This is a genomic window from Novosphingobium aquae, from assembly GCF_037572715.1.
Lineage (GTDB): Bacteria > Pseudomonadota > Alphaproteobacteria > Sphingomonadales > Sphingomonadaceae > Novosphingobium > Novosphingobium aquae.
Genome location: NZ_JBBHJY010000002.1, coordinates 65,084 through 85,277, shown reverse-complemented (window position 1 = coordinate 85,277; position 20,194 = coordinate 65,084). Strand labels below are relative to the sequence as shown.

Here is a 20,194-nt window from a genome sequence, read left to right as displayed (position 1 = left end):
GCCATGATTTATTCTTTTCTGACCAGCCCCGCCCTGAAGCCATTTCGCTCGCTCACCCGGGCCTTTGCGCGCGCTACGATCGGCGTTCTCACCAAGGAATGCGTTGTTGGCGGAGTGCGCTGGTCCTGGATCGAGGCAGGGCCAAGCGATGGAGAGCCGCTTGTCCTGCTGCACGGTTTCGCTGGAAGCAAGGACAACTGGCTCCTTGTCGTACCGTTCCTAGCCCGGCGATATCGCGTAATCTGCCCGGATCTGCCAGGCTTCGGGGAGAGCGGTCCGACCGCGTCAGGCGATTATTCGATTGGCGAACAGGCCGATCGTGTCGTGCGCTTCATCGATGCTCTTGCACTCGGACCGTGTCATCTCGGTGGCAACAGCATGGGCGGATACATTGCCCTCGCGATCGCACTCGACGCGCCGGATGTTGTTACATCGCTGTTGCTCCTGAATAACGCGGGCGTCGATGGTCCGCAGTTAACGCCCGCGCAGCAGGCGCTCAAAGCGGGGCACGATCTGTTCGATATTCGGAATACTGATGACGTCGACATCGTGGTTTCGATGCTTTTCCACAAGCCACCCTACCTGCCTTGGCTTGCGCGTCAGGCCATCGTGGCTCGACAGGGTCGGCGAAGGAAGTTGGACCGGTTGATTCTTGACCAGATCCTTGTCGATGCGGTTGAGCGGCCGTTTAACCTGAGGCTGGACGAATTGACCGTCCCAGTGCTGACTGTCTGGGGGCGCGGTGACAATCTTTTGCATGTCAGTGCTGCTTGCGCCCAGCATGATGCAATTGCCAGATCCCAGCTCGTCATCTTGGACGATGTGGGCCATGTGCCGATGTTCGAGCAGCCGCTGCGAACTGCCCGCGCGATGCTGTCATTTCTAGCTGGCAGACGTGGCTGATTCCGTTTCGGTCAGCAGCGAATGAAGCATACGACCCAGCATGTTCAGCGTCGCTTCTTCGTGCAAATAGTCAGGCCTCAGCAGCGCTGTGGCGCGCATCAATGCCAGTAGTGACTGATGCAGATAGAAGCGTGCCTTTTCGCGTTCACGGGTTGTTATCTCGGAATCGAAGCGGAGGAAAAGGCTGTCGACAATGGTCGCAGCCAGCGTTTTTTCAGAGAGGATCAAATCAAGCCGCACCAATTCATCATAGCGTGTGAACTTGGCGAATAATTCCGCATCGACTTTGCTCCATCGATCTAGCAGCTCTACCGCGACCTGGAGCATGGTCTCGATCCCGTCGATCAACCTTGCGCCATCAGGCAATGCGTTCAGGCGTTCGAGTGCGGAGTTGCGCAGCTCCAGTCTGATTTCCCCGAAAACTTCGGAAACCAGAGCCTCAAGTGTGGGGTAATATTCATAGATCGAACTGATTCCCACGCCGGCGCGATCGGCAATGGCATTGACAGTGAGCGCGTCCCGGCCCTGGTTCTCGAGGATATCGAGGCAGGCTTCACGAAGCGCACCGACCATTGCCAGCGAACGACTTTGCCGGGGTTGTTTTCGTGCCCGTGCGGGCACTTCGATGGTCACCGATTTGCCGTTCGACATATCACCCCACAGGGATCGATTCGCTTATCGCTACTTATGATCGAGCGTTTCTCGGAAAGCTACAGATATCAATATCGGTAAATACAATTAAAATAATATAAAACAATAATTTAATTCGAACGATCGTGAATCTGAATCCGGAATTCCCGTAAAGCCAGGCTGCGGCATAGTTGGTGACGGGATCACAGAGGATCGATAAATGCAAACCGCAATGAACGGTGCAGCTGACCGAGTTGGTTTGCTGCTGACAGAGCCGCTTGCCCTTGCAGGCTATGACCATCGCCAGTGGAACCGTCTGGCGCGCGACGAACTTGATGCATTGCAGCTCGATGGGCTGAAGCGGCGCTTCGCGCAGTTCCGTGAAATTCCCATGCTCAAGAAGCTGGCCGAAGGCGAAGGGATCAATCGTCTCGAAAGCATCGAGGATGTGGTGCCGCTATTGTTCGAGCACACTGTCTATAAATCCTACCCACCTTCGCTTCTCGACCGGAACGACTATGTCCGGATCAACAAGTGGTTGACAAAGCTGGTGGTGCCCGAACTGGCGGAAGCGATCACCAATGCCGATGTCAGCCATTGCCGGGGACTTGACGACTGGTTCGAGGCGATGGACCGGGCCGTTCCGCAACTGCGCTTCAGTCACACCTCCGGCACCAGCGGGACGATCTCATTCCTGCCCAACAGTTGCAGCGAATTTCTGCGCGCTTGCATGGTGCGGCGGCTTTTCGTCTGGGGCATGCAAGGCCCTGATACGCCGCAGCCTGAACTGCATTTCGTATATCCCTATTTTCGTAGGGGATTTCTGAGCCACTTGCGCGCGAACGAATTCATGGTCGCTGCCCTGCTTCCCAATGAGGATCACTTCCACCCGGCCTATCCCGGCACGCTTAGTTCAGACGTCCAGCGGCTCGGCGCACAGATCCGCGCCGCCCACGTGCGCGGAACGCTCGACAGACTGGAAATCAGCCCCGAAGTAATGGCCAAGAAGCGCGACTTTGATGCCATGCAGGCGGAAATGCCCGCACATTTGTCGCGGTTCTTCGAACGCAAGGTCGAGGAGCTGCGCGGCAAGCGGGTCTATATCGGCGCCACCTGGAACCTGCTGCACAACATGGCGCAGGCTGGGCTGTCGCGAGGGATGGAAGGCGTGTTCCACCCCGATTCCTACGTGACGACAACTGGCGGCGCCAAGGGCGTGGTCCAGCCCGAGGGCTGGCGCGAAGACCTGCTGCGCTTCACAGGCGCGAAGAGGATCAACGAAACCTATGCGATGTCCGAAGTCGTCAGCGGATCGCACATGCGCTGCGATGAGGGGCACTATCACTTCGCGCCCACGGTGATCCCTTATGTTCTCGATCCGGAAACAGGCCGCGCATTGGCGCGCAAGGGCCGTGTAACGGGCCGTGCCGCTTTCTATGATCTTGGTTCGGATATCCGCTGGGGCGGGTTCATCACGGGCGACGAGATCTCCGTGGAATGGGACGAACCCTGCGCCTGCGGCCAGCCCAGTCGCTATGTGGTCGGCCCGATCGAGCGCTACAGCGAAAAGCAGGGCGGGGACGACAAGATCACCTGCGCCGCATCCGAGGCTTCGCACCGCGAAGCGATGGACTTCCTTGGCACCGTCGAAGGATAAGCACCATGACCATGCCCATTGCCCCGATGATTATCCGGGGAGAAGTTATTGCCGACAATCTGGTTGAAGTGGGTGGGCGCGGCGGCGACCTGACCTTTCTGACACCCGATGCGCACCACTACATCGACCGACTGCCACTGGGCAATCCGGCGCGGCTTGCTGATCTATATGACCTGACTTTCGATGACATCCTCGCTTTTGCCCAGGCACTGGGGGAGCGGCTCGATCTGGAAACCAATGAACATCTCCAGCAAGCCTGCGAACTGTCATACCTGACTGCACCGACCACCCCGCCGTTGGTGAGGAACAGTTATGCGGGCTTGCGTCACATGCTTGACCGCGAGGCGATTGTCGAGGCGGTGGAAAGCACGGTCGGCATCCGCCATCTAGAGGAATGGGTGCCGCAAACACTGATTGACGGCACCCGGCTAGAGGTGCGCTGCTTCGGTGCGCGCACGCTGCACATTGTTGCGGGAAATGCGCCGGGCCTGTCATTGCTGACGATTATCCGGAACATGGTGCTGCGTAGCGATGCAATCATCAAATCGCCGTCCAATGACCCGTTTACCGCACTCGCCATCGCCCGAACCATGATCGACATGGCGCCGGATCATCCGCTGACTCGGCACCTGTCGGTCGCCTATTGGCGCGGCGGAGATACCGCGTTCGAGGAACGGCTCTACCAACCGGGCAACCTGGAAAAAATCGTCGCATGGGGTGGTTTTGCTTCGATGAAACATGTCACTCGGTATATCCAGCCTGGTCTGGAGTTGATTTCGCTCGATCCCAAGCGGAGTGCCAGCATCATCGGCGCCGACGCTTTCGCCGATGAGTCCAGCATGCGCGAAGCTGCCTTGCGCGTGGCAAGCGATATTGGCGCGCTCAACCAGAAGGGCTGCGTCTGCGCGCGGGTGGTCTATGTCCAGTCGGGCACCGATGATGACGGGCTGGAGCGGATCAACCGGTTCGGTGGTTACGTCCACGAAGCGCTCATGGGTTTGCCCAACAGCCTTTCGACACCGGCGAAGGCCTATGACCGCAATCTCAAGAGCCATGTCGATGCGCTGCGACTGGATGACGAATGGTATAAAGTGATTGGAGGCAGGGATGGCGAGGGCGCGATTATCGTTTCGCAGCTACCGGAGCCGGTGTCATTCGCCACAATCCTTGATGATCGCACGGCGAACCTCGTGCCGGTGGACACGCTGGACGAAGTGATGGATGCGGTTGATGCCTATACCCAGACGGTCGGCATCTATCCCGAGCAACTCAAGGACGAGCTCAAGGACCGCTTGCCCCTTTACGGTGCGCAACGGATCGTGTCGCTTGGCTATGCCGCGGCCATGAAATGGGCGGCGCCGCAGGACGCAATCGAGCCACTTCGCCGGATGGGCAAGTGGATATCAAACCAGATCGCATCGCCTGAGACGACGGCTGCACCCTGGTTGCGTCCGCCAGTTGCCTGATCAATCTATCGTGGGAGTGACTGAAATGACCCAATGCAAAGCATATGGCGCAGCCGAAGCGCATGCGCCGCTCGTGCCGATGGACATTGACCGACGCGCGCCGCGCGACGATGATGTGGCAATCCGCATCGCCTATTGCGGCGTGTGCCACACTGATCTGCACATTGCCCACAATGATTGGGGTACCACTGTCTACCCAATGGTGCCGGGGCACGAGATAGTCGGTCACGTGACTGCAGTGGGGGCCAAAGTCACCGGTTTCAAGCCAGGAGACCGGGTGGCCGTGGGCGCCTTGGTGGATAGTTGCCAGAACTGCGCAGCTTGTGCTGACCATGACGAGCCTTATTGCGCCAAAGGGCCGACGACGACGTACAATGGTATCGATGTATTGACTGGCGAACGGACGATGGGCGGCTACGCCACCGACATCGTGGTGCGCGATTGCTTTGTGATCAGGGTGCCTGAAGGACTTGACCTTAGCCGGACGGGGCCGCTGCTCTGCGCGGGTATTACCGTCTGGACCCCGCTTCGCCAGAAGGGCGTGGGCAAGGGCTCGAAGGTGGGCGTGGTCGGCCTCGGCGGGATTGGCCACATGGCGGTGAAGCTGGCCGTGGCGTTAGGGGCGGAGGTGACGGTAATTACCTCTTCGCCAGGCAAGATGGACGATGCCCTGGCGCTCGGTGCGCACGATGTGCTGCTGTCTTCTGACAAGGCGGCGATGGCGGCAAAGTTCAACAGCTTCGACCTGATCATCGATACGATACCCTCGCGCCACGATGTGAATAGCTATCTGATGCTGCTGGGGCGGGGCGGCATGCTCGCTCCAGTGGGCGCGCTCGACTTGCTCGAGCCGATCCATGGCGCACTGCTGGCGCGCAATCACCGCAGTATCACCGGATCGCTAATGGGCGGAATTTCCGAAACTCAGGCCTTGCTCGATTTCTGCGCCGAACACCAGGTTCTGCCCGATTGCGAGATGATCGCCATGGCCGACATCAACAGTGCCTTCGCGAGAATGCAGACCAACGATGTGAAGTACCGCTTCGTGATCGAAATGGCTTCGCTGGCCTGATCTCTTGAGCTGGTGCTCCGGGCAACAGGCCCCACCCCACCGGGGGGGTGTTGCCGGGCCGGCCTCTTGACCATGATCGGCAGATAATCAGCGGAGCACCAAGGCATGACGGATTTGAACGGGGAGGCCGCCCTCAACATAGTGCGCGAGGGCGCAGTGACGACGGTAACGATCAATCGTCCGCACCGACGCAATGCGGTAACTACCAGCCTACTGGAGGAGATGGGTCGATTTTTCGCCGGATGCAGGTTTGATCGCGAATGCAAGGTAATCGTGATCCGCGGTGCGGGTGAGCATTTCTGCGTAGGACTGGATCTTATTGACCAGGAAGACACCGATGCCCTGCTCGAGGTTCTGGCGCGAGGGGATTGGGACATGGGACACACGCTGCGTTCCATGCGCGCGTGTCCGCAGCCGATCATCTGCTTGGCCAATGGATCCGTCGCAGGTGCCGGGCTGATCTTCGCGCTACATTCCGACATCGTAATTGCTAGCGAAGGGACCTTTTTCACCACTGCGTTCATCAATCTTGGTCTTTCTGGAACCGAGCTTGGAGTTGCGTGGTGGCTGCAACGTACGGTTGGTCTTTCAATGGCACGTGAGATGGCTTTCACCTCCTCACGCCTCGCAGCCAGCCGCGCGCTGGCTTGCGGAATGATTTCGGACATCGTCCCGCCCGATCAACTTCTGGCCGCAGGCTACGCGATGGCGGAAAGGATCACGGCGCACTCGTTGGATGCCTTGCGGCTGACCAAGCGCAATCTGGATCTTGCGCTGCAAAGTCCGCTGCTGGAGACTTCCTATGAGTTGGAGGAACGCGCGCAAATCAGCCGCGCGCAGAGCGGTGCGCTTGAAGAAGCAGTCGCGCGGTTCAAGGACAGAAAGAGCTCGAGGTAGAGTTTATGCGCTATGATTCCATCTTTCGTCCGGGCTTGTTCGACGAGCAGGTCCACATTGTCACGGGCGGGGGGAGCGGCATCGGCCGATGCATTGCCCATGAGCTCGCCGCGCTGGGTGCGCATGTCGTCATAATGGGGCGCAAGCAGGAAAAGCTCGACGCCGTGAATGCGGAGATTTCGGCTACTGGCGGAAAGTCCTCGGCACAGGTCTGTGACATTCGCGACGAAGCCAATGTCGCCGCTGCGGTCAGTGCAGTTCTGGCTGCACAGGGGCGGATCGACGGGCTGGTAAACAACGCGGGCGGACAGTTCTTCTCACCGCTCAAGGATATTACCACCAAGGGGTTTGAGGCGGTGGTGCGCAACAACCTGACCGGCGGCTTCAACATGATGCGCGAGGTTTATAATCAGTGGATGGCCGAGCACGGCGGGGCGATCGTCAACATGATCGTCGACATGTGGATGGGCCTGCCCAACTTCGCCCATTCGGGGGCGGCGCGCGCGGGGATGCATTCGCTGACCCAGTCTGCCGCCTGCGAATGGGCTGCATCGGGCGTGCGGGTAAACAGCATCGCTGCAGGCATGATCATGTCGAGCGGGTTCGATAATTATGACGGCGACGGGATCAAGTTTATCCAGGAGTCTGCCAGCAACACCCCGATGCAGCGGGTCGGGACCGTGTCGGAAGTCTCTTCGCCAATCGTGTTCCTGCTCTCGCCTGGGGCTGCCTACATTACCGGTGCAGCTCTGCGGGTCGATGGCGGCAGTCCGGTTGCGCGGCGATATTACGATTTGCCGCCGCATACCAATTCGGCGCGTTACCAAGGGTTTCATCTTGATTCGACGCCAGACCTGTTCCGACAGGACTGATCCACGCGCGCCAAAGCGCCGCAGCACAACAAATCCCCCGCGAACCAGGGCAGGTTGGCGGGGGTTTTGCTTGGCGACCGGTGACTTGCGTCAGGCACCAGGTCTCCGCACAACGGGAGCCACTCAATTGCGGTACATGGTCACCACGCAGGCGCCACCAACGCCCAAGTTGTGTTGCAGCGCAACGCGTGCTCCGGCGACCTGCCGGGCATCGGCCGTGCCGCGCAGCTGGTTGGTGAGTTCATAGCACTGGGCGAGGCCGGTCGCACCGATCGGATGCCCCTTGGATAGCAGGCCGCCCGACGGATTGGTAACGTAGCGTCCACCATAGGTGTTGTCGCCATCGTCGATGAACTTCTCGGCCCCGCCTTCGGCGCAGAGGCCCAGCGATTCGTAGGTGATCAGTTCATTGTGGGCGAAGCAGTCGTGCATTTCGACCACATCAATCCCTTCTGGGCCGATCCCGGCGGCTTCATAGACTTGCCGGGCAGCGCGCCTGGCCATGTCATAGCCGACGGCGTTGCGCATGTCGCTGGCGTCGAAAGTGTTGGGCGCATCTGTTGCGATTGCCTGACCGGCGATCCATACGCGGGTGTCTAGTCCCAAGCGCTTGGCGGCGTCCTCGCTGCACAGGATCGCCGCTGCGGCCCCACACGTAGGCGGGCAGGCCATCGAACGGGTCATCACGCCCGGCCATAGCACCTTGTCAGCCATCACATCCTCGACGCTCAGCTCGTTGCGGAACACCGCAAGCGGATTGCGCGCCGCGTGGCGGCTGGCTTTGGCGCGGATCTTGGCGAAGGATTCAAGCGGGGTGCCGAAGCGCTCCATGTGCTCCAGCCCGGCAGCGCCGAAGATCTGCAATGCGACTGGAACGTCGGATGCGCCAAGCCGGCTTGCAATCGTGTCGACCATCCGACCAGTGGTCGAGGGGCGATCGTTGAACACCGCCCCAAGCGCGCCGGGCACCATCTGTTCGAACCCGAAGGCCAGCGCTACATCAGCCGCGCCGGTTTCGATTGCCTGCCTGGCAAGGTAGATCGCGGACGATCCGGACGCACAGGCATTGTTGACATTGAACACTGGAATGCCGGTCAATCCGACTTCGTAGAGTGCGCGCTGGCCCGAACAGGTGTCACCATAGATGTAGGCAGCATAGGCCTGCTCCACCTTGTCATAGGCGATGCCCGCATCCTGCAGCGCCAGCTGCACTGCGGCAGCGCCCATCAGGTCGTAAGTTTCATTCTGCCCCGGCTTGGTGAAAGGCACCATGCCGACGCCCGCGACGTAGACTTTACGTGTCATTTTTCAGGGTTCCCTTACAGAAGGCCAAGGCCGATCGCCGACTGAGCGAAAGCGTTTTCGGGGAGCAGTTCGCCGCTGCGGTCGCTGATCGCTTCGAACTGCGCCGCGACTGCCTCGACGTTGGCGTTGCCTTCGTCGCTGATCCCGCGGGTGAGGGTGATGTAAGAACGCTGATAGCCGCCTGCGCCGGCTGCCAAAATTGCACGGTTCGGCGCATCCTCGCTAACGAGGTAGAGGGCGGCGGGCACCACTGTAACCGGATCCATCTTGGCGAGAGCATCAGCAGGCATGATGTCTTCAGTCATCCGGGTGGCCGCCGCGGGCGCTATCGTGTTGACGCGCACGTCGTTCTTGGCACCCTCAATCCCGAGGGAATTCATAAAGCCGACCAGCCCGAGCTTGGCTGCGCCATAGTTGGCCTGCCCGAAGTTGCCGAAGAGTCCGGTCGCTGAAGTGGTCATCAAGATGCGTCCATAGTTCTGCGTGCGCATGATGTCCCACACCGCCTTGGTACAGATCACTGATCCCATCAGGTGTATGTCGACGACCAGACGGAAATCGTCGATGGTCATTTTGGCGAAGCTCTTGTCGCGCAGGATGCCGGCGTTGTTGATCAGGATGTCGATCCGGCCCCACTTGCCCATCACTTCGGCAACCATAGCGTTCATCGCCTGTTCGTCCGTCACACTGGAAGCATTGGCAATCGCTTCACCGCCCATGGCGACGATTTCGTCTACGACTGCCTGGGCTGCGGTTGCCGAAGTGCCACTGCCATCGCGGCTGCCGCCAAGGTCATTGACGACTACGCGCGCCCCTTGACGGGCGAGTTCGAGCGCATAGGCGCGGCCCAAGCCGTTGCCCGCCCCGGTGACGATGGCTACGCGGTCCTTGAAATTACTGGTCATGGCAAGTTCCCTTGATAATTCTCTCGGTCAGCTTGAGCGGCATTGCGCCGCGGCGTGCACCACCCCTGTCGGGGGGGTGAGCCGGACGGTCTCGCGCTCCCCCCGCCGTGGGGGGGAGATGCGCGCCAATTGTGCTGCCATTCGAATACAAAGGCATAAGGGCGGGCCAAGCTCGTCGGGCGGAAGAGAGGGCCATGAAGGTCAATTTCACAAGAATGATGCGGCAGATCGTCCGTTCGCACGGCGCGCTGGAAGCACTGGTCAATGTCGAGCGCGGGCGACGCTATACCTATTCTCAACTGCATCAACTGACCAATCGCATCGTCAACATGATGCGCGGCAAGCTTGGGCTGGTGCGAGGAACGTCCTATATCTATCTGCTAGAGAACGACAATTTATCTCTTCTCCACGCCTGGACCATTTTAAAAGGTGATGCGGCAGCGGTGCTGACCAACCTGCACGACACCTACGACGAACACCTGTGGCAAATGGACTGGATCGGTCCTAAGGTGGCCTTTGTCGAAGCCGGCCTGGTCGATCGCTATTATGACGCGATGTGCGCTCGCGGCATTGCCATCGTTACGATGGATCCTTTGCCGACCCCTCGCGATGGTGTTGCTTATTTCTGGGACCTTCTCGAAGGCGTGGCGGAAACGGACCCCGATGTCGAAAACGATGCCCATGACGATGTACTGATCTATCGCTTCACAGGCGGCACAACGGGGCGTGGCAAGTGCGCGCAATACACCACCGACATCTGGCTGGCCTGCCGTGATGCCTTTTACATCGAGGATGAAAACCCCTTCCGGGTTGGAGCCCGATCGTTGCAGATCGCTCCGCTCAGTCACGGTGCGGCGCTTACCGTGCTGCCGCTAATGTTCCGCGGTGGCTGTCTCGTGACCCATAACTTGCCCGACCTGGTCAGTTGGTGCCGTACGGTCGAGCAGGAGCGAATCACTACTGCCACACTGGTCCCTACGATGCTGTATCGCCTGCTCGAGCTTGCCGAGGCGGCGCAATATGATCTGTCGTCGCTCGGTTTCATCTATTATGGTGCGGCGCCGATGAGTGCGGCGAAATTGACCCAGCTTCAGGCCCGGTTCGGCAACATCTTCATTCAGGTTTACGGCGCGACGGAATGCTTCCAGTCGATCTCAACCCTGGCCCGCGCGCAGCATCTGCCCGAGCCGGATGGTTCCATGCCGCATCTTTCTTCGGCGGGTCGAATCTCGGCAGCTGTAGAAGTCCGGATTGTCGACGATGGAGGTAATGACCTTCCCGACGGCGCAACCGGCGAAGTGTGGATGCGCGCAAGAACTACGATCCCAGGCTATTACAAAAATCCTGAGGGAACCGCCTCTGAGTTCGAGAATGGCTTCTGGAAATCGGGTGACCTTGGATACCGCGACGCCGAGGGGTTCCTGTTCATTGTCGACCGCAAGAAAGACATGATCATCACCGGCGGCTTTAATGTCTATGCCATTGAAGTCGAAGGCGCTCTGGATTCGCACCCTGATGTCACCATGTCGGCCGTTGTGGGCATACCCCATCCCGAATGGGGAGAAGCGATCCACGCCGAAGTTGTTGTCATATCGGGAAGCAGTGTGAGCGAGGCCGACCTCATTGAGCATGCGCGTGCCAGGCTGAGTCGCCACAAGGCACCGAAAAGTATCAGCTTTGTTGAAGCCCTACCGCTGAGCGCTGCGCACAAGGTGCTTCGCCGGGTGGTCCGCGAAAAGTATTGGAAGGATCAAGCCAGCCGTGTGGCCTGACGGTCCGCCTAATTGATAAATCCAGTGCAGTATGGATGGCTTTTCTCGCGCCAATTGTGCCGTCGTGAGCCCGTGAGTGGGGGGGGCAAACACCTCTAGCCCCCTCCGCTAGGGGGGTTAACCGGCAGGGCGCCATCCCCGTAGCATCACATCATCCGGTCTTGGCACCGGCGCTGAACAACAAGAGCCATCATCGCGCCGCATTGCGACCTTGATGGAATGGGAGCTGGATCATGGGAGGTGTTAAAATGGGGATTGTGAAGAACATGGGGCGCAATTCACTTCTGCGCACGGTCGCAGTAGGTGCCTTGGTTTGCATGCCTTCGGTTGCCTTCGCGCAGAATGCAGAGCCTGCTGATGCAGCTGCGGAAAGCAGCGATGGAGGGCTCGATGTGATTGTCGTCCAGGCTCGCAAGGTCAACGAGAACCTTCAAAATGTTCCTGTTGCGGTTACAGCATTCACCGGGGACGAGCTCGCTAAGCAAAATTTTCAGCAACTTGATAACCTGGCGAAATTCACACCCGGCCTGCGCATGGCCGGCGGCGCGGCTTCACCGTCAGCCGCCGTGATTACTCTGCGTGGACAGGTTCAAACGGATATTCTCGCAGCGCTTGATCCCTCAGTTGGGACCTATGTTGATGGGGTCTATTGGGCTCGGTCCTACGGCCTTAATTCAAACCTCCTAGACATTGAATCTGTCCAAGTCCTCAAGGGGCCCCAAGGCACGCTTTTCGGACGCAACACTACTGGCGGTGCGATCCTGATCAATTCGAAAAACCCCGACATGGATGATTTCGAGGGCAGCGCTGCAGTGAGCTACGGCCGCTTTAACGAACTTGAAGCAACCGCCGTACTCAACCTGCCGCTGGTTTCTGACGCGATCGCATTGCGCTTAGCCGGATCGCGGACGCGGCGGGACGGATATACAACCAATATTGCACCTTCAACTGTGCGTACTGCGCTGGGAGGGGCAACTTTCATGCCGCATCCTGCGGTCGTTGGCCCGCTGACCGGGCAGAAGTATGATGGTCGCGACCGGTGGAACGTCCGCGCCAAACTGTCGGTTCGCCCGACTGAAACTCTTGAGCTCCTGTTCAGCGGGGAAGTATTTGATTCCAACGAAACGGCTTCAGCTCGCTATCTCAGCTATGTGCCTGCAAGGTTCGTTGGAACTGCGCGATCCAACTATGACATCGGCAACAATGCCAGCATTTTGACTGGTCGACTGCTTGGCAGCCCAACCGCGACAGCGGCAGCAGATGGATTTGCTGCACTAAATTCAGTGGTGACCACCCTCGGCAGCGACCCGAATGTCGCCTCGTTGAACGAGGCTCCAAACAATGCTGTACGAACTACGACGCTGGGCCTCACGGGATCTCTCGATGTGCCTTGGGGTCAGATCAAGCTGATCACTGCATATCGCCGGGTTCAAAGTGACTCCATCTTGGATGTCGATGGTTCGCCTTATCCACTTTATGCTACCGGTAATGTCCAAGATCTAAAGCAGTATTCTGGCGAACTCCAGACAACCGGAAAGGCATTCGGCGACAAACTAGATTTTGCGGTAGGACTATTCTATTTTAAAGAGCGCGGATCGGACGCATATACTGCTCGTATCCTATCTGGGTTACTTCCAGTTTACCAAAATTCGTATGGCTTCATAGACAACGACGGAATGGGAATTTACGGTCAGGGCACATGGCACATTTCTGATGCACTCGGCTTTACCGGCGGCATACGGTATTCGGTCGATGACAAAGGACTTGAGTCGCGCAATGCGGACTACGTGATCGCTACCGGCCTGACATCATGCAAACTGGTTGCCGTTACACCTTATGCAGGGCCGGAGGATCCGGCACCCGCGCCCTGTGCGAAGACCGCCCGAAACAGCTTCAGCGGAATCTCGTATACCTTGGGGTTGGATTACAAACTGGGTGACAACACGTTACTGTATGCCAAGGTGGCCAGAGGATTCCGGGCTGGCGGACACAACTTCCGCGCTCGCAATTCCATAGATTTCGTCTCGTTCAAGCCAGAAATCGCCATGTCTTACGAAGCTGGCATCAAGACTGAAATGCTGGACCGACATGTCCGTTTTAACTTGGCTGCCTACATCACGAATGTGGACGATATCCAGCGCACAGCGATTATTGCGGTTCCTCCGGTTCCTCCGGCCACGGTGAGCTCGGTTTCGACGGTTCTCGGCAATGCAGGAACCGCCCGTTTCAAGGGGTTCGAGGCTGAGCTCGTTGTGAAGGTGGTGGATGGCCTGACATTTTCAGGCAGCCTTGGACATGTCTCGCCCAGTTACGTTAGCTTTGCCGATTCGACCGGCGATCGTCGTCAGGAACGTTTCGTACAAGTTTCCAATTGGCAATATTCGCTCGCCGGCGACTATACTTCCAACATCACCTCCAATATCGAACTTAGCTTGCATGCGGATTACTCCTGGCGGAGCAAGACCCCTTCCAACGAATACAATTACAGCGGCAATCCGGACAATGCTGCCATCATTGCGGCAACCACGCTGCCTGCCATGGGATTGCTGGGCGCGCGCATTGGGCTTACCTTCGACGAACGGTACGAGTTCGCAGTTTGGGGACGCAACCTTACAAATGAACGAGGCTATAACGGTGCGTTGGCGGTACTTCCGTTAGGCTTCATCGGGGCTTGGCGACAGGAACCAGTCACTTACGGACTCACTGCCAAGGTCCGCTTCTGACCGGATTAAATTGACCCTCGATAATCCCTCCAACCCGCATAGTGCGCAAACAAACGGGGAGGGCCGGTCAATCCCGGCCCTCCCCTTGCTTTGGAACTTCGAAAGTGCAACCGTTGCGGGTGATCAAACTGAAATGGTATCAACAGGTCCACTTTTGCGGCTTCAACCGCTACTGATCTCGACAAAATTCGAGCCGCCGCGAATTGGTACGCGGCATATCCTGCGCAGCAAATTGCTTGAGGCACTGCGCGCAAGCAGAGATGCACGGATCACCTTCGTCTCGGGCAGTCCTGGATTCGGGAAAACGGTCCTTCTGGCCCAGTGGCGTCAGGAGCTTATGAAGGCCGGGGATCCTGTGGCTTGGCTATCACTCAGCGAAGAAGAGGGCACGCTCGTCAGTTTCAGTGCCCATTTATTTGAGGCACTGCACCAGCTTGACGTGGCCACGCCTGGACAACTGCTGGCTACCGAGGAAATGCGAGAGCAGATTGAGGAGGCGACTGCAGTCATCGTCAATTCACTGCGAAGTGTTGGACGAGACATTTACCTGCTGATTGATGATTACCATCATGTCACTGATGCTTGGGCCAATCGGCTGGTGCAAAAGCTCATTGATCACAGTCCAGGCAATCTTCATATCGTCATTGCTTCGCGAATTGTTCCGCCACTCAGTGTCGCCAAGCACCGGGTTATGGCGCAGATGGTGGAAATTGATTGTAACGAACTGCCGTTCACCTTGGCCGAAACGCGATCGTTTCTGGAGCGCAATCTTAGTACGGACGTCCTTTCGCCTGAAGAAACATTAAGGCTGCACGAGCTGACTTTCGGCTGGCCAGCAACTCTCCAGCTGGTCGCGATTCTCTTCAAGAACCATCCGGGGGGCCGTGATCAGATGCGCCGTCTGGCCGGTCAATCCGCTGACTTGCACAATTATCTTATTGAGGAAGTGATTGGCGGCCTTCCTGCAGACTTGTTGGAGTTCATGGAGTCGCTGGCGATCTGCAATCGCTTCAATGTTTCGATAGCACGCGCGATCACCGGAGATGATCGTGCGGCTGAATGGCTGGCACGTATTGTCAGTGAAAACTTGCTGGTCATCAAAACCGATTCCCAAGATCCGGCGGGTTGGTTGCGTTTCCACCCACTCTTGGCCGAATTCTTACTTTCCCGCCTGAAACAAAGGGATGCGGAGGAATTGAATGGATTGCATCATCGGGCTGCGGAATGGTTTGATCGGCAAGGCCTGCCGGTCGAAGCGATCCGGCATTTTTTGAAGGGCCACAATCCGGATGCAGCAATCCGCATCGTCGAGACGTGTTTGCCGAGCACTTGGCGGCTCTCGCATATCGGGCCGCTGCTTCATCTGGTCAATGGGCTTCCGATCTCAGGTCTTAGCGCCTATCCCCGCCTCGCCTATCTCGGTGCTCTTTCGTTGGCAATCTCAGGTGCACCGCAACTTGCCGAACTTTGGGCGGAGCACATAAGGGTACTAGATGACCCCGAAACCGAGCGCTTCAGGAGATCCTTGGTCAAGGCCGCAATTGCCCACCAACGCGATGACATTGCGGGTTCACTAAGCCTAACGGAGGTGATGCGTCCGCCGCCTGGAATCAGTGCGTTCGAACGCAACGCATACCTGTCTTATCACGTGACTGGGCTTGCGGCGGATGGCAGGTTTTCAGAAGCGCTGGACCAATATCGCATACACCGCCTTGATGACAGTGATAAGCTGGACGGCATGGCGCTCCTTGCCGTCGGCTGCCGGGCAGTTGCTCTGCTTTTGCAAGGCAAGGCGCACGAAGCCCTGCCGCACGCGCTTAATGCATACGAACGGCAGGTGGCCCGTCGTGGGCGAGGCTCGATTGGCGCAAATCTTACCGCGGTTACACTTGCCGAAGCCCTGCTTGAATCCAACCGGATCGACGAAGCGCAGGAAGTGCTTGCCAATCGTCGGCATGCCATTCGTCAGACGACGCCGTTCATAATGGTATCCGCTGCACTGACGGCCAGCCGGCTCTGTATGGTTCGCGGAGCCAGTGACGAAGCAATGGAACTGGTGACTTCTGAAGCAGAACGGTTCATCGGTATGGGCCTCGATCGCGGGGCAGCTTACATGCTGAACTCACAGTGGCGATTGCTCCGAGTGAAGCGCCAACGTGATGCTGCAAGGCGGATTGAGCGGCAGATTGAAGATTTGGCCCAGCGGCACAGTGAAAGTCGCGGATTCAACGCTGAGATTCCGATGATCGCGGCTGCGCTGCGTGCCCGGGCTGCGCTTTGGGACGGTGAATTTGGAGTAGCTACGGCTGCTGTGGCCACTGCTCGCGCAATGGCATGCAGACTCGGACGTGGACGCTGGATCGTCACGATCGACTTGTTGGGAGCCGTTTCAGCGTTGAAGGCAGGGGATGAGAACCAGGCTATGGACTTCATGCACGCCTCGATCGCGCGGGCGGCGCAAGATGGACTCTTCTGGACCTTTCTTGAGGAAGGCAACGAGACAGTTCAGTTGCTAGAGCGGTTCGCTGCGCGCACCGATGTGGAGCCCGCCCTCCGGGAATATGCGGAGGCTCTGTTGGACCAGGCTCTGGGCCGCCGCCGCCGGGCCACAAACGCAGATGGCCATGACGACGAAGGTGTGCTCACCCCTCGTGAGGTGGATATCGTTCGGCTGGTCGAGGCGGGGATGTCCAACAAGCGAATTGCCAACACGCTCGCCATCTCGCTCGAGACGGTGAAGTGGAACCTCAAGAACATCTTCCTCAAGCTGGACGTCACCTGCCGCTACGACGCGATGATCCAGGCGCGCAAGAGCGGTTTGCTTGACTAATCTTGGCTTGACAGCACCAGATCAGGCCTCGACCGGCTCCATGCCGGTAACCAATGGTGATAGCCGCCGTGCGATGATCGCTTCCGCTTCAGCCATGATCCGCTCTATCAGTTCGCCGCAGGTCGGGATGTCGTGGATTAAGCCCTGGACCATGCCCGCCCAGAAAATGCCGCCTTCCTGATCCCCTGATCGCAGCATTTCCGCGCCGCGCGCGCCCGAGACGAGTTCGCGGACATCTTCGAATACCGCGCCGGGCCTGGCCAGTCGTCGCGCAACTTCTTCGGAAACACTGTTCCTGCCGACACGCGCCGTATTCTTGAGATTGCGGAAGATCAGGTCGGTGCCGCGTTCGTCGTTGGCGACATAGAGCGCCTTGATGTTGTCATGGATCGGAGCTTCCCGCGTTGCGCAGAAGCGGGTTCCCATGTTGATCCCATCTGCACCAAGCGCGAGCGCTGCTACCAGTCCGCGACCATCGCCAAAGCCGCCCGAGGCCAGCAGCGGAATGCCGACCTTGTCCGCCGCAGCAGGGATCAAGACCAGCCCGGGGATGTCATCTTCACCCGGATGACCGGCACATTCGAAGCCATCGATAGACACGATATCACAGCCTGCACGTTCGGCTGAAAGCGCGTGCCTGACAGCAGTGCACTTGTGAAGAATTGTGATCCTATGGGGTTTCATCATTGCCCAGAGTTCCCGCACTTCGGCGGTCCCGGCCGTTTCAACAATTTTGATTCCGCTGGCGATGATTGCATCGACATAGTCTTTGTAATTTGGCGGCGCGATCGAAGGCAGGACCGAAACGTTTACGCCGAATGGCTTGTCGGTCAGCGATCGGCAGCGCTCGATCTCGTCACGCAGGGCGGCAGGGCTCGGCTGGCTCAATGCGGTTATGATACCCAGCCCACCGGCATTGGAAACGGCACTGGCTAGGCCGGCGAAGCCGACATTCATCATTCCGCCCTGGACAATGGGGTGCTCGATGCCGAGCATTTCGGTAATACGGGTGCGCATGGAGTATCCTCAATCTAGCGGAACAATTTATGGGGCCCGGAGCCTGCGCCACCGGCTCGTCACAGGCTGCGCAGATGATCAGCACCAAAGCGGGAGCACGCGTTGTGCTTGCAACGCCAAGGGCAATCAGGGGGTCTCTGACCTCAAATGGATTGAGCCGTTTTCCTGCCCAGCGTCGACTGCACCACCCCCAATGGCGGGGGGGCTTGCGCGATCAACGCGGCGCCATTGCTTTAAGGGCCGAATCGCCAGCCCAATCATAGATGGGATCGAACAAGGCGAAGAGGCGCCGGGCACTTGTATCCGTCCCCTTGGTCACGCGAATAGCTCCCTGATCAAGCAGGGCGGCAGCATCGGCGCGATTGTTGTAAATCGCTGCCCAAGTCTGCGGACTCATCTCAACAATCACGTCGGCGTCCCGTTTGCCATGTGCGGGGTCGGCGACAAAGTCGGCGAGGCCGCGGTGGATATTGAGCCCGAAGACCTGGTCCGGGCCAAAGCGCAGAACCAGCAGTTCGTCGGTATCTGCGGACCGTTCGGCATTTATCCTAATGCGGAAATAGTCGACATAGTCACCTGGGCTGCTGACTATTGACGCTGCAGGAACAGGGGCAACTTTGAGCAGCGCTGTCTTGCCTTCCAAGGCGCGTGCTTGGCTCAGGTACCAAGACCGGCTGTTGGTCGCCAAAGTGCGGTAACCCATTTCGCGCAGGCACGCGGCCTTGAGCTGGCGATTGGGGCCGGAATCGTTGACGCGCAAAAGATAGTCAGCAAGTTTGCAGGCCCAAAGGTAATCACCGCCCTTTATGGCTCGACTGATGCGCTTTGCCACGGCGCTGCCTCCGCCCATTGCTTCAACCATGCGCCGGGCTTCCTCGGTTGGGTGCAACTGGTTGAGGTTGGCGGCGTCACCGTCGAACTGACCGAAGATTGCCGAGTAAATTCGTGGCGGCATATGCGCGATTTCACCGTAGTTCTGTATCAGAATTGGGGCTTCGCGCAATCGCGGCGGTAGCTTCACCGAATAGCGGAGTTCGTCCGGCCCTTGTCCCATCAAGATCCCCTTCAGGGTCTGGTCGAGCACGAAGGAGAATGCATCACGGTAGTCCGACAGGCGTTTCGCGATCTGATCCCGCCCGGCAAGCGAGCTACTATGGGTGCTCAGCAGGATTTCCGGCTGCAGCGCAGCGATCTCGTCGACAGCATGACGCCAGAGAAGCGGATCGCGGTAGCCGCCGCCACGCACGCTGTAGATGTTTGGAAACCAGCCCCAGACGATATTGTTAAGCAGGGCTTTTTTTGCGGGAATCCAAGCCATCACTTGGAACAACGAGTCCGTTTCGATGCCGCTCGTTCTGAAATGCACGTCAAGGCCAGCAAGGTTGAGCTTCTGGCCGTCAACTACGGGCGTATCTACCGGCATGAAACCGTCCACGCCGGGTTTTATCGAATTCTTGAAACCTGCGTCGGGGCCTTTTTCTGGCAAGTAGGTATTGAACTGTTGCAGGGCGCGGGCCGCAAGCACCGGCGCGACCTCTGGATATAGTGCATAGGCCCCTCGTGTTCGCATCATCTCAAGGTTCAAACCGGTGTTGCTCACGATCTTGATCTGGCGATTTCCGCGCGCGGCTTCGCCATCCACGAAGGCGCGGGTGCCGTGAGCGTAGTGTTCATGGGAATAGATGATTGCCCGGATTGGCGCGTTTGTAGCCTTTCGCAACAGCCGGTAAAATGCCTCGCCTTCCTTGAGGCTGTCGCCGGTGTCATAGACGATCAGCCCCTCGGGGCCCTCGACGACATGGACGTTGACGATAGACGGCAGGGCAAGCGTCCAGATACCATCGGCTACCTTCAAGACCATTTCTGAATCGTAAGAGGCGCGGTCTGGCGAATTCGCTGGCAGGTTGAAATATCTCGCCGTCTCGGCCGTTACTCGCGCACCATTGGGCAAAGTTTCGAGTGGCATGTCGGCGGCACCCATATACGGAGTGGGCCAGGTTTGCTGAGAGCTATCTTGTGCAACTGCCGGCATGCACGCGAGAGCAGTACACAGCATGGCGAGAGCGAATTGATACTTTCGCACGTCGCCTTCTCCCTTGGCAAACGGTAACACCGACTTGGCTTTCATGTTTGACGGTCCCCAAA

At 58.5% G+C, this 20,194-nt stretch carries 14 protein-coding genes; 9 read left to right on the top strand and 5 right to left on the bottom strand.

The window, feature by feature from the left end:
- The first annotated feature begins 3 nt into the window (after nucleotides 1-3).
- Complete coding sequence (locus tag WG900_RS05675; RefSeq protein ID WP_339965451.1) at nucleotides 4-903, top strand: alpha/beta fold hydrolase; 900 nt, start codon at nucleotides 4-6, stop codon at nucleotides 901-903.
- Here WG900_RS05675 and WG900_RS05670 read toward each other — a convergent pair.
- The gene (locus WG900_RS05670) at nucleotides 883-1,536 is read right to left on the bottom strand and encodes a TetR/AcrR family transcriptional regulator (protein ID WP_339965450.1); all 654 of its coding nucleotides are present in this window, start codon (nucleotides 1,534-1,536) and stop codon (nucleotides 883-885) included. The genes WG900_RS05675 and WG900_RS05670 overlap by 21 nt on opposite strands.
- A gap of 217 nt (nucleotides 1,537-1,753) precedes the next feature.
- Between WG900_RS05670 and WG900_RS05665 the strand changes: the two genes are divergently transcribed.
- The 5 genes from WG900_RS05665 (at nucleotide 1,754) to WG900_RS05645 (ending at nucleotide 7,497) form a co-directional block, all read left to right on the top strand.
- Nucleotides 1,754-3,190 (top strand): phenylacetate--CoA ligase family protein, encoded by a 1,437-nt coding sequence (locus WG900_RS05665; RefSeq protein ID WP_339965449.1) that lies wholly within the window; start codon nucleotides 1,754-1,756, stop codon nucleotides 3,188-3,190.
- 5 nt (nucleotides 3,191-3,195) lie between these two features.
- On the top strand, nucleotides 3,196-4,656 hold the full coding sequence (locus tag WG900_RS05660; RefSeq protein ID WP_339965447.1) for an acyl-CoA reductase: 1,461 nt from the start codon (nucleotides 3,196-3,198) through the stop codon (nucleotides 4,654-4,656).
- Nucleotides 4,657-4,681: 25 nt separating this feature from the next.
- Complete coding sequence (locus WG900_RS05655; RefSeq protein WP_339965445.1) at nucleotides 4,682-5,728, top strand: NAD(P)-dependent alcohol dehydrogenase; 1,047 nt, start codon at nucleotides 4,682-4,684, stop codon at nucleotides 5,726-5,728.
- A gap of 105 nt (nucleotides 5,729-5,833) precedes the next feature.
- Nucleotides 5,834-6,625: an enoyl-CoA hydratase/isomerase family protein gene (locus WG900_RS05650; RefSeq protein ID WP_339965444.1), complete on the top strand. Its 792-nt coding sequence runs from the start codon at nucleotides 5,834-5,836 to the stop codon at nucleotides 6,623-6,625.
- A 5-nt stretch (nucleotides 6,626-6,630) separates the two neighbouring features.
- The gene (locus WG900_RS05645; RefSeq protein ID WP_339965443.1) at nucleotides 6,631-7,497 is read left to right on the top strand and encodes an SDR family oxidoreductase; all 867 of its coding nucleotides are present in this window, start codon (nucleotides 6,631-6,633) and stop codon (nucleotides 7,495-7,497) included.
- 123 nt (nucleotides 7,498-7,620) lie between these two features.
- Here WG900_RS05645 and WG900_RS05640 read toward each other — a convergent pair whose 3' ends face one another.
- Together WG900_RS05640 and WG900_RS05635 are read right to left on the bottom strand one after the other, a co-directional pair.
- On the bottom strand, nucleotides 7,621-8,802 hold the full coding sequence (locus WG900_RS05640; protein ID WP_339965441.1) for a lipid-transfer protein: 1,182 nt from the start codon (nucleotides 8,800-8,802) through the stop codon (nucleotides 7,621-7,623).
- 14 nt (nucleotides 8,803-8,816) lie between these two features.
- Complete coding sequence (locus WG900_RS05635) at nucleotides 8,817-9,707, bottom strand: SDR family NAD(P)-dependent oxidoreductase (protein ID WP_339965440.1); 891 nt, start codon at nucleotides 9,705-9,707, stop codon at nucleotides 8,817-8,819.
- A 194-nt stretch (nucleotides 9,708-9,901) separates the two neighbouring features.
- Here WG900_RS05635 and WG900_RS05630 point away from each other — a divergent pair, with 194 nt between their 5' ends.
- The 3 genes from WG900_RS05630 to WG900_RS05620 all read left to right on the top strand — a co-directional run bounded on the left by WG900_RS05630 (nucleotide 9,902) and on the right by WG900_RS05620 (nucleotide 17,032).
- The gene (locus WG900_RS05630) at nucleotides 9,902-11,479 is read left to right on the top strand and encodes a class I adenylate-forming enzyme family protein (protein WP_339965438.1); all 1,578 of its coding nucleotides are present in this window, start codon (nucleotides 9,902-9,904) and stop codon (nucleotides 11,477-11,479) included.
- 233 nt (nucleotides 11,480-11,712) lie between these two features.
- A complete protein-coding gene (locus WG900_RS05625) occupies nucleotides 11,713-14,202 on the top strand; it encodes a TonB-dependent receptor (RefSeq protein ID WP_339965436.1) in 2,490 nt (829 codons plus the stop codon).
- Nucleotides 14,203-14,212: 10 nt separating this feature from the next.
- Nucleotides 14,213-17,032, top strand: a complete 2,820-nt coding sequence (locus tag WG900_RS05620; protein ID WP_339965435.1) for a winged helix-turn-helix domain-containing protein — start codon at nucleotides 14,213-14,215, stop codon at nucleotides 17,030-17,032.
- Nucleotides 17,033-17,053: 21 nt separating this feature from the next.
- On the opposite strand, the gene WG900_RS05615 is transcribed toward WG900_RS05620, so the two are convergent.
- On the bottom strand, nucleotides 17,054-18,049 hold the full coding sequence (locus WG900_RS05615; RefSeq protein WP_339965433.1) for an NAD(P)H-dependent flavin oxidoreductase: 996 nt from the start codon (nucleotides 18,047-18,049) through the stop codon (nucleotides 17,054-17,056).
- A gap of 214 nt (nucleotides 18,050-18,263) precedes the next feature.
- Complete coding sequence (locus tag WG900_RS05610) at nucleotides 18,264-20,177, bottom strand: alkyl sulfatase dimerization domain-containing protein (protein WP_339965432.1); 1,914 nt, start codon at nucleotides 20,175-20,177, stop codon at nucleotides 18,264-18,266.
- Nucleotides 20,178-20,194 lie beyond the last annotated feature (17 nt).